The sequence below is a fragment of the Alteromonas sp. AO-Serp genome, from assembly GCF_017849675.1.
Classification (GTDB): domain Bacteria; phylum Pseudomonadota; class Gammaproteobacteria; order Enterobacterales; family Alteromonadaceae; genus Alteromonas; species Alteromonas macleodii.
Map to the genome: position 1 here is coordinate 1 of NZ_JAFLMX010000355.1, position 10,360 is coordinate 10,360.

The 10,360-nt window shown below is 46.8% G+C and carries 11 protein-coding genes; all 11 read right to left on the reverse strand.

Annotated elements, in window-relative coordinates:
* The coding region (locus QVA83_RS22210) for an insulinase family protein (protein ID WP_287498980.1) at window positions 1-1,103 on the reverse strand (1,103 nt) is incomplete at its 3' end.
* Window positions 1,104-1,177: 74 nt separating this feature from the next.
* Window positions 1,178-2,338, reverse strand: coding sequence for a pyrroloquinoline quinone biosynthesis protein PqqE (pqqE, locus tag QVA83_RS22215; RefSeq protein WP_239259489.1), 1,161 nt, complete (start codon window positions 2,336-2,338; stop codon window positions 1,178-1,180).
* On the reverse strand, window positions 2,328-2,717 hold the full coding sequence (gene pqqD, locus QVA83_RS22220; RefSeq protein ID WP_239259491.1) for a pyrroloquinoline quinone biosynthesis peptide chaperone PqqD: 390 nt from the start codon (window positions 2,715-2,717) through the stop codon (window positions 2,328-2,330). The genes pqqE and pqqD overlap by 11 nt, the downstream gene beginning before the upstream one ends.
* On the reverse strand, window positions 2,717-3,472 hold the full coding sequence (pqqC, locus tag QVA83_RS22225; RefSeq protein ID WP_287498981.1) for a pyrroloquinoline-quinone synthase PqqC: 756 nt from the start codon (window positions 3,470-3,472) through the stop codon (window positions 2,717-2,719). The genes pqqD and pqqC overlap by 1 nt, the downstream gene beginning before the upstream one ends.
* A gap of 2 nt (window positions 3,473-3,474) precedes the next feature.
* Window positions 3,475-4,395, reverse strand: a complete 921-nt coding sequence (gene pqqB / locus QVA83_RS22230; protein ID WP_014950672.1) for a pyrroloquinoline quinone biosynthesis protein PqqB — start codon at window positions 4,393-4,395, stop codon at window positions 3,475-3,477.
* Window positions 4,396-4,467: 72 nt separating this feature from the next.
* Window positions 4,468-4,539 carry a pyrroloquinoline quinone precursor peptide PqqA gene (gene pqqA, locus QVA83_RS22485; protein WP_071953288.1) on the reverse strand — a complete coding sequence of 24 codons (72 nt, stop codon included), beginning with the start codon at window positions 4,537-4,539 and terminating at the stop codon, window positions 4,468-4,470.
* Between the two features lie 104 nt (window positions 4,540-4,643).
* The gene (locus QVA83_RS22235) at window positions 4,644-6,407 is read right to left on the reverse strand and encodes a leucyl aminopeptidase (RefSeq protein ID WP_287498982.1); all 1,764 of its coding nucleotides are present in this window, start codon (window positions 6,405-6,407) and stop codon (window positions 4,644-4,646) included.
* 92 nt (window positions 6,408-6,499) lie between these two features.
* Complete coding sequence (locus tag QVA83_RS22240) at window positions 6,500-7,282, reverse strand: lanthanide ABC transporter permease protein PedC (RefSeq protein WP_015068005.1); 783 nt, start codon at window positions 7,280-7,282, stop codon at window positions 6,500-6,502.
* Window positions 7,282-8,004: a lanthanide ABC transporter ATP-binding protein PedB/LutE gene (locus QVA83_RS22245; RefSeq protein ID WP_287498983.1), complete on the reverse strand. Its 723-nt coding sequence runs from the start codon at window positions 8,002-8,004 to the stop codon at window positions 7,282-7,284. The genes QVA83_RS22240 and QVA83_RS22245 overlap by 1 nt, the downstream gene beginning before the upstream one ends.
* Window positions 7,995-8,978 carry a PQQ-dependent catabolism-associated beta-propeller protein gene (locus QVA83_RS22250; protein WP_287498984.1) on the reverse strand — a complete coding sequence of 328 codons (984 nt, stop codon included), beginning with the start codon at window positions 8,976-8,978 and terminating at the stop codon, window positions 7,995-7,997. Before QVA83_RS22250 ends, QVA83_RS22245 begins: the two co-directional genes overlap by 10 nt.
* Window positions 8,975-10,360 (reverse strand): type 1 periplasmic-binding domain-containing protein (locus QVA83_RS22255; RefSeq protein ID WP_287498985.1); only part of this gene is annotated, 1,386 nt, incomplete at its 5' end. The genes QVA83_RS22250 and QVA83_RS22255, both read right to left, overlap by 4 nt.

Sequence of the window (10,360 nt, forward strand, 5' to 3'; positions counted from 1 at the left end):
ACCACATGTTTTAGTTGTCGCAGCCTTTTATCATAATCATCGCTCACGAGCTTGTGTGTAAGATTTTGTGAAAGCTTTGGAAGTGCTTCTATCGAAAGCTCGCTTGCTACTACCTTAATCGCTTTGTTTATCACGAGTCGAATTGCAAAGTTACCTTGTTGATTGATTTCGGGGTCGATAAATAAGGTGTTTTCAAGGCCTGCTGCGGTGCTAAGTGTTGCTTCTTGCTGTTGTAAACCATTTAAAAAGCACCGAGGAAACCACCAGGTTAATACATGCCTTATTGATTCGTTCTTGCCTTTTGTCGTTTGCGCATCAAGAGTGGCTTCTTTGCTTAATTGAGAGTGTTCGCGTTGAGATGCGTGCTGACTCAGAGAGGCGTTTCTGTTCAGTGTTGATTCTTCGCTCAAAGCTGCTTTCTCGCTCAGGGCTGTTTCCGCGCTCAAGGTTTTTTCAGCGCTCAAGGCTGTTTCCACGCTCTGCGCTTTCATTGCGCTCACGGCTTCTTTTTCGCACAGGGCTGTAACAACCTCCTTGCACTGCTCAAAAAAGTGGGCTGAATTACTATAAACCAGCGTGGTGATATTGCTTGGCTGATACCACTGGCGTTTGTAGTCTTGAAGCGCTTGAATGCTGTTGCTGCCTATGGTTTGGGTAAAACCACCCGCGTGTTGATAGGCATTTTTATTGGTATCAGTTAATCGAATAGCGGCGTTTAATGCATAGGCGCTGTTTGCCTCTAGCATGGCGAGCTCGTTAAAAATAACCCCGTCACGCTCTAAGATAACCTCATCGGTACCGTAATCCCGGTTAAGCAGGCCACAGTACAGGTAATTTACAGCATCAAGCAGCACGTTCGCTTTTTCAGACGAAGCGAAAAAGAAGGTGTACTCGGCGAGTGTGGTAGCGTTAATAGTAACAGGCAGAAGTGTATTGGCCGTAAAAAGCTCGTGGGCAGCAGGGTATGGGTGAGAGCGTCGAAAGCTCATGTGCTCAGCTAAATGAGACAACCCAGTGTGGCCTGCTGCAGGGGTTTTTAGCGCAAAAACAACGCTATGCACTTTTGACCCAGAGCCGGCATCAATGAAATGAAATTCAGACATACACTTTTATCTTTACGGGTTAACGGTATCTCTTTTTGTTTCGTACTTATTGCAGCCCATTTACTTCCTAGTACTTACCTCGTAGCACTTACTTCCAAGATGGGAATCGGCTTTTCCACCTTTCGATACTGTAGTGCCTTCGACGGTGCAGTACCTGCTTTATCGGTAATGCCTTTCATCAAATGGTGGTCGGGCGACTTGCTGCAAACCGGATCCGTCTTATACATATCACCTGTTAGCAGGTAGGCCTGACATCGGCAGCCGCCAAAGTCTTTGTCTTTTTCATCGCAGTCCCTACAGGGCGACGGCATCCAACTATCGCCACGGAAATGATTAAAGCTAAAGTCTTGGTGCCAAATATCGTGCAACGAGCGTTCTTTCACATTAGGAAAACGAAGGGGTAATATCTTTGCACTGTGACACGGAAGGGCACTGCCATCTGGCGTTACGGTTAAAAACGTTGTGCCCCAGCCATTCATGCATGCCTTAGGGCGAGATTCGTAGTAGTCGGGCGACACAAATATGAAGGTTGGGCCTTTACCGTTTTGTTGCGCGCGGTAGCGGTTCACTGCGGCCTCAGCTTCCTGTAGCTGCTGTGACGTAGGCAGCAAATGGTCTCTATTTTCATAGGCCCAGCCGTAATACTGCACGGTAGCTAGCTCGACAAAATCAGCGTTCAGCTGCTCGCTGAGCGCCATCACGTCTTCTATTTCGTGAATGTTCTGCGCGGTAATACAGAAGTTAAGCACCATAGGGTAGTTGTATTGTTTTACCAGCTTCGCAATTTTAAGTTTTTGTTCAAATGAGTGACGCTTGTTGCCTATTAAGTCGTTTACTTCAGCATTGGCTGCCTGAAAGCTCAGCTGAATGTGGTCAAGGCCGGCTTCTTTGAGTTTGGCAATACGTTTTTCTGTCATGCCAATGCCAGAGGTGATCAAGTTGGTGTAAAAACCCAAAGCTCGCGCATAAGCAACTAAATGCTCTAAGTCTTTTCGAAGCAATGGCTCTCCGCCAGAAAAGCCCAATTGCACGGCGCCCATTTCCCTCGCTTCACGCAGCACACGCTCCCAGTGCTCAGTAGAGAGCTCATTAAATGTTTCTTCCATATTTACTGGGTTTGAGCAATAGGGGCAATGCAATGGGCACTGATAAGTAATTTCGGCTAGCAGCCACAGCGGGGGCGAAATGCTATTTGGTACGTCGGCTTGTAAATCAACGTCTGTATTATTCGTCATAGCGGATCCACTTCTTTTGCTCGGCATGAAGTAGAAATGCATGAACATCTTCTTCTAAATCTTCAGGTGCATCAGGGAACGCTTGGCGAAGCTCAGCACAAATGGCATTTTCCGTATTGCTGCCATCTACTCGCTTAAGAATTTCTGCCGCAGAAGGATTAAGTTTGATCATTCCTTCGGGGAACAACAACACATAACAACCCTGAGCTTTCTCGTACTGCATGCGAAAAAGCGGATTTAAAGAAGCTATTTTGTCTCTTGTGCGGCCACCCTCGTTGTTGTGACTGCTGCTATTTTCAATGTTACCTTCCACGTTATCAGCACCGACGCTATCAGCATCTAAGTGGTGTTCGGTTTGCGATTGTAAATTCGACATCATTAAAACCTCCCTTTATGGCACACCCGCTGGTCGGCAATACCGTCAAACGGCTTTCTCTTGTATTCATAGGCAAAGCAAATGGCATCAGCAATGCTCCACAAAATATCAATTTTGAACTGCAGTATATTGAGCGCATGTTCTTGCTGTTGTCGGGTAACAAAGTGGTCAAGGGTAATCTGCAGGCCATGCTCTACATCACGGCGCGCCTGACTTAACCGCATTTGAAAGTAGGTAAAGCCTTCACTATCAATCCATGTATAGTGCCCAGGCCAGGTATCTAATCGGCTTTGATGTATTTCAGGGGCGAACATTTCAGTTAACGATGAGCAGGCCGCCTCTTTCCACGACGCGCGGCGGGCAAAATTCACATAGGCATTTACTGCAAACTTAACCGCTGGTAACAGGTGGGTTTCATCAAGTAATTCACTGCGGTTCAAGCCTACCGCTTCGCCTAACCGCAACCAGGCTTCTATGCCGCCCAGTCCGTCTTCACCTTCCCGTCCATCGTGATCGATAATTCGTTGGATCCAAGTTCTGCGTACCGTTTGATCTTCGCAATTCGCTAAAATTGCCGCGTCTTTAACCGGTATCGCCATTTGATAATACAGTCGGTTGGCCACCCAACCCTGAATCTCATCAACGCTGCAGTGTCCTTCATTCATGCGTTTATGAAACGGGTGATGAATATGGTAGTAAGCGCCTTTTTCTCTCAGTTTTTGTTCGAATTCTTGTCTAGACCATGCGTGTTCTGTCATTACTACACCTCAATTTCCATACCGTCGTAAGCCAATTCAATGCCTTGCTCACACAGGCTGTGATAAGCACTGGAGTCTTCGTCAAGCACGCGATTAGTGTTGTTGATATGAATAAGTACTTTACGCTCAACGTTAAATTCATTTAGCAGCGCAATGGCTCCGCCCTTTCCATTAACCGGCATGTGTCCCATATCAGTGCCCAGCTTGTTGCTAAAGCCGTGATCTATCATTTCTTCATTGGCCCACAGCGTACCGTCAAATAGCACGCAGTGAGATTCGCGCATCACCTGTTTTACTGTGTCGTTTGCCTGCATACATCCCGGCGCGTAAAAAAGCACGTTGCCCGTGGTGTCGTCAGTTATCTTCAGGCCGATATTGTTGCCCGGCACAATGTTGTCGCGATACGTCGAGTAAGGGGGCGCATTAGACTCTAATACCACGGGTTGGAAAGTCAGGCCTTCTGCCCCCTTTGGTACAAAGCGTTGATGATAATCGGTATTAATTGAATGCTGCTGTAGTCCGCCGTGCCAGTGTTTTAATACGGTAAAAAGCGGGAAGCTGGTGGTTAGGTCTTCGGCCACAACATCGGTACAATAAACGGGAAGGGGTAAACCTTCGCGCAAAGTTAGCAGGCCTGTAGTATGGTCTATTTGACTGTCGGTAAGCACAATTGCGCTTATGCGTGTGCCGCGAGAAACATGGGCGTCGGGCCACAGCTGCGGGTGGCTATTTATCTGCTCCCGTAAATCGGGGGAGGCATTAATGAGCACCCAATTTTTACCATCACTACTGACAGCAATGCTCGACTGTGTTCTGCCTTTCGCTTTTATTTTACCTTCGCGTAAACCCTTACAATTTGGGCAGTGGCAGTTCCATTGCGGAAATCCACCCCCGGCGGCAGCACCAAGAATCAATACGTGCATAACAACTCCATACTACAAGTAAAAAAAGGCTGCGTCGGCAGCCTTTTTGTTCATCATCCCAGAGGGCGTTGCCTAGCGGTTATTGATGTAAAGAGTTACTTCAAAACCAAGGCGCATTTCTGTGTATTGGGGTTTAGTCCACATAATTGTTCCTCTTCTTTATGATTAAACGCATGACTGAGTATATGTTGAATATGTGTTAACAGATATCCTCCTAAGGGAGGAGAACTGTCATGAATTTTGATGATTTATTGATTATTTTTGACTGCGCAACTGCTTAAGTAAGATAACAGCAAAGGAATAGGGCGGCCGGTCGCCGATAACGATTTGGTGTAGGTAAAAGCGGTTCCTGCTACATCGAGGTGAGCCCACGGCGTGCCGTCAGCAAAGCGAGAGAGAAAGCAGCCTGCCGAAATAGCACCGGGAGAGTTTATACCCGTATTCATCATATCCGCATGTTGAGAGGTGATGGCGTCTTGATATTCTGGCCACAGTGGGAAAGGCCAGCACCTGTCGTTAGCCTGTTCACCCGCTTCAACTAACGCACTTTCAAGCGCTGGAGCGTTGCTAAAAAGTGCAGTGGCTTTGTGCCCCAGTGCGCTAATGGTCGCGCCGGTTAGAGTTGCAATATCAATAATAACCGAGGGGGAGAACTGTTTCGCGTAGCTGATTGCATCGGCCATAAGCATACGCCCTTCTGCATCGGTGCTCATGACTTCCACGGTTTTTCCTGAGTGCATAGTAATGATGTCACCCGGGCGATAGGCTTTGCTATCAATCGCATTATCAGCGCTCGCCACAATACCAACAATATTTATATTTAACCCCAGTGTGGCAACCGCCTGAATGACGCCCAATACACAGCCAGCGCCTGCCATGTCGTAAATCATATGGCGCATATCAGGGCTGCGTTTTAACGTTATGCCGCCGCTGTCAAACGTTACACCTTTACCAATTAACACTACTGGCGGTGAATTCTCTAAACCTTTGGCTGTATAGCGAAGAATAGGCATGGTGGCAGCAAACTGTGAACCTGCATTTACCGCTAAATACCCGTTCATGCCTAACTGCTTTAGCGCACTTTCATTGAGGATATCGCAAGACACCGTATTAAAGGTTTGCTCCAGATGCAGAGCTTGTTCGGCCAGATAATCTGGCGTACATAAGTTGGCTGGCATGTGGGCGAGATCTTTAGCCCACGTCATCGCGGCATTCAGGGCTGATTCATAGCGGATAGTGTGTGAAACGAGACGCTTTTGCGCTTTATTAAAATGCTTGGCATCTAATGCAAGAGACAGCGTGCCTCTAATATCAGTTGCTTGGTTAATTGCTTCATTAGTTGCGGCGTTTTTTTCAACACTAGTTGCGTTGTTGTTGCCATCGCGGGCTCGACTGCTAGAAACCGAACGATTATTCGTCTTATAGCCCTTAAAGTGATAACCGTGCTTGAAATAGCTTCTAAGTAGCGCACTCAGAAATGGTGAGTGGCTTGCAATGGTGTTAACAGGGTCATTGCTTGCTGTTTCAGTGGTAGAAAGCGCCATAAACGACAGTTTTTCCAAGGTTACCGACACGCTTTTAAGCTTTTTAAACAATGCATCGAACTGCTGTTCTAAGTAGCGAAATGCTGGCGCGTTAGTTTGCTTCAATTCACTAGTGCTTTTCGAATAAAACGCGGAGTTTGAATCGCTAGCGTAGCTTGAGCGGTTAACCATGGAAGGGTCATTAGTTTTAGATAAAGTCGAGGCACGGCTAGAGACGTTGGGTGCATCTGACGCTTCAAAAAACGCAAAATCGACACCATAAAACAGCACCCGTTTTACTTCAGCTAATTGATGGCTAATTTTGTTTTTTCCGCTGTTTTCAGTGTCTGAGATGTAACTTGTTTTAAACGCCTTAAGGCCTTGTACGAATACACATTCGCCTTTATTTCCTGCAAAACCTTCATCGTCAAAAACCTGCTCAATGTATGCCTTTGCGGGTGTTGAAAAGTGAAAGAGTTGGCTCGCCAACAACGTGGGTGTAGTTAAAATTAGTAAGCAGTCACTATCGTCTAACGTTTCAATTTTATTTCTTTCATTAGACTAGGTTAGGTTTGCTTTTATCACGAGAAACGCCCTTTTGAGGCTTTGGGGCGAAAGCTTCTCACAGCGAAAATAAAAGTGATAGCCGTAAGGCAAAGTACAACGGCAAGCGCGTTGTGTTCGAGTTTTTCATAGAGAGCAAATCGCAGTAATTCTACGCCGCTACTAAAGGGGTTAAAGGCACAAATCTGATACAGCCATTCGCTGGCCTCACGCATTTTCCAAAGCGGGTATAGGGCGCTTGATAGAAAGAACAACGGGAAAATGACAAAATTCATGACCCCGGCAAAGTTCTCTAGCTGCTTAATATAGTTTGCTAGTAATAATCCTAACGAACCTAAAAACAATGACAGTAGTGCAATAACAGGCAACGCATAAACGTATCCCAACGCAGATAGGCGTACATCTAGTAAAAGCGCAAAGGCAAAGAAGATGTACACCTGAATAGCGCTTACCAAGGTGTTGGCTATAAGCTTACTGCCTAGCAGAAAAGGGCGGGGAACCGGGCTTAACAGCAGTACTTTCATGCTGCCCATTTCTCTGTCGTACACCATGGACAATGAACTTTGCATACTATTAAAAAGTACAATCATGGCGGCAAGCCCAGGTACAATGTACTCTTCGTACAAAATATAACTCTCGTACGGCTCGGTCATTGAAAGACCCAGGGCCGAACGAAACCCTGCGGCAAAAACAAATAGCCAAAGCAGCGGGCGCACCAATGCACTTAACAGGCGTGTACGTTGCTGCCAAAACTTCAGCATCTCTCGGGTAAGTACGCCCACAAAACAGCGCCAATACATCAGGAGCCTTCCTGCATCAAATGCTGCCAAAGGTGCTCAATATCTTGTTGATGATACTTGGCTAACAAGGCTTCACATTGGTCGTGGGCTAACACTCGTCCTTTTGATAAGACTATCAAGTTGTTGTTGTGCTTCACTTCTTCAAATAAATGCGTGGCCCATAGTACACTTACGTTTTGGGAATGAGCGAGTGCTTGTACTACCCGCAAAATAAGATGACGGGATTCTATGTCTAAGCCAACGGTAGGCTCGTCTAGTAGCAGCAAGGATGGCTTGTGAATAAGGCAGCGAGCTAACTCGACCCGACGTCTGTGCCCGCCATTTAAGTTGCGAACTTTTGTGTTGAGCTTACTCGTAAGATCGAGCTCGTCGAGCAGGCCTTGAATATGAGATAGCGCGCTAGTGGTACTTATGCCGTGGAGCGAAGCAAAGTAGGACAAATTTTGTTTTACTGATAAGTCGATATCTAAGGTACTTTGCTGAAATACCACGCCCATTTTCGCCATAATACTTGTGCGAGATTGAGACAGGGTAGCACCATCAAAGGTAATGCTGCCTTGCGTGAGTTTTTGAAGGCCCGTAATAAGCGCAAATAAGGTACTTTTGCCTGCGCCATTTGGCCCAAGCAGCATGGTTAAGCCTGGTTTTAGGCAAAGGTTTATATTGTCCAGCGCGTGGTGGCCGCCGTACTGATGTGAAACCGCTTGAACCGCTATTTCCATTTAACCGCCACGCCCCACGGGTAACGCCCCACTTTTACCGTATGCTCTACGTTTAACGTGTGGGTATTGATGACAGAAACATCACCGCTCACACCGTTAGTGGTCAGCAATAAAGACTGATCTTGATTAAACGCTAATTGCCACACTCGTCGCCCAACCAAAATGTAGTCTTCCACTTCGAAGGTATCGGTATTGATGACCGCTATGCGATTCGCTGGGCCAAGCGCCACGAAGGCGTAGGGCCTATCTTTCATAAGCACAATACCCACTGGCTGAACCTTGTCGCGATAAACGCCTTTAATGGCAAAGGAAAGGGTCTTCACTTTTTGCTTAGTAGCAGTATCGAAAATACTAACGGTGCCACCTATTTCCGAGCTTACCCAAAGGTACTTGTCATCTCTGGTAAAGTGAGCATCTCTGGGTCTTGCGTCAACCAAGCTATTTGCAATATTTTCGTGCGTTTTGGTATCTATCCAGTGCACCATGTTAGTGGTTTCTGATGTGACGACCATCATGCTGCCGTCGTGACTCACAGCAAGCCCCTCAGGCTCTACGCCCACATCTATTTGAGAAATGACCTGAGCCGTTGGAATGTCGATAACGGTAAGAAGGGCATCGTCTTCATTAGCTGTGTAAATAGTGGTGCCGTTAGGATGTAATGCTATGGTTTCAGGATCTGCACCTGAGGGAAGATCGCCTACGATCGAATGGGTAGACAAATCCATAATTTGAATGCGATCAGCATCAGAGGCACAGATATACGCGTGGGACTGGTCTGCACTTAAAATATACCCTCGGGGTCGCTCTCCAACCTCGATAGTTTCAATCACATCAAATGTCGTCATATCAATGACAGATAGCGTGTTGTCTTTTTCGTTAGTGACATACGCTTGAGGAAGTGCAAAGGCTTGAGGAAGTGCTAAGGCAAAGGCTGCCATTAAACTGCCAAGCAAGAGTGCAAAGCGATAGCTCATAACTTGTCCTTACAGGTAGTGTGTGTTGCGCCTAATGTGTCCAGTTCGTTGGTTTGGTGCAGAAAGCCTTCAAGGGGCGCATGAGTCACCAGTGCGTCTTCGTGGGCCAGCGCAATAGGCTGACGAAATTGGTGGGTGTAGGGGCGAATAGAAAGAGGGCGACCTTTATAGGCACCCAGCGTATAGTGGTCGCTAAGCAAGGTTTTAAGTATTCCCTGCTGCTTTAAATTGCTTCCTTGCTGCGCAGCATTTGCCACCGCCGTTACCGCAAGATACGCGGCGAAGTCGATTTCATTCATGTGTCTGTCAAACCCGTCATCAAAACGGCTTTGAAGCTGACGGGCGCCCCATTGTTCGTGGGTAAAGTGCCAACCTAGTGATTTTAGGCCGGCAGCGCCGACCACAGGTACGGGATAATAGGTGTTAAAGGGTAGGCTATACGCGAATTGTGCCGCGCTATCAGCGGTAAAAACAGCCTGGTAGGTTTCGGTTGTTCGCGTAAATTGAGGAATTTCAGCAAAGGCAGCCCTGCGTAAATCAAAACTGTCCTGCCACTGTTTAGTTTCAACAAGTGAAAGCTTGAATTTCTTAGCGCTGCGTTTAAACGCGGCTAGGTATGCAGCATCGTCAGCGGTTTTTCCGTAAACTGCAAATATCTCGTCAATACGCTTAGTGCGAAACCACTGGGCTAGCGCGTCGGCTTTCATCTGATAACTGGGGATTGTATGAAACAAGGGCAGGCGACATGAATTTTGTCTCAGCAAATCATCGCTATTAGCTACGTTAAAAAATACGGCATTAGGAAGCGTGCTTTGAATATTGGCAATCAACTGCTCAATTGAGGCAGCCTTTACCTTATCACTGCTTCGCATGTCCAGTAGTACAACAGGTGCAATGTTGCTTTGCTGATTGCTGCTTATTTCTATGTGATTCGCTTTAGCACTTGAACCAGAGTGCTGGCGTGTTTTAGCTAAAGAAGCTTGCAGTTCGCCGATAGAAGACGCACTGATTTCAGTTAACTCAAACTGATAACCAAGAAATTTTCCCGTGATATTGGCATCCTTTATCGCCACACTTGCGCCAGCTGTCCCCTCATTGCTTGGGGACTTTAAATAGTCTGGTGTGCCCGGTGGAGATGTGCCCGCAACTTTTATGTAAATGACCACAATAGTGGCAAAAGAGGCCTGTGGTGCAGCTTGTTGAGTATGTGAAGGTTGCGCTTCATTAAACGCGAGCGCGCTGTTTAAAAACGACAACAGAACGCAGCAAAAAAGTGACGCTACACACTTTTGATAGCGCTTACCGGTTAATCGTCTTTCAACCGTGCTTTTTACACCCTTTGCCATATACCACCCCGAGCTCAGCTGCATGCTTTTGCTGAT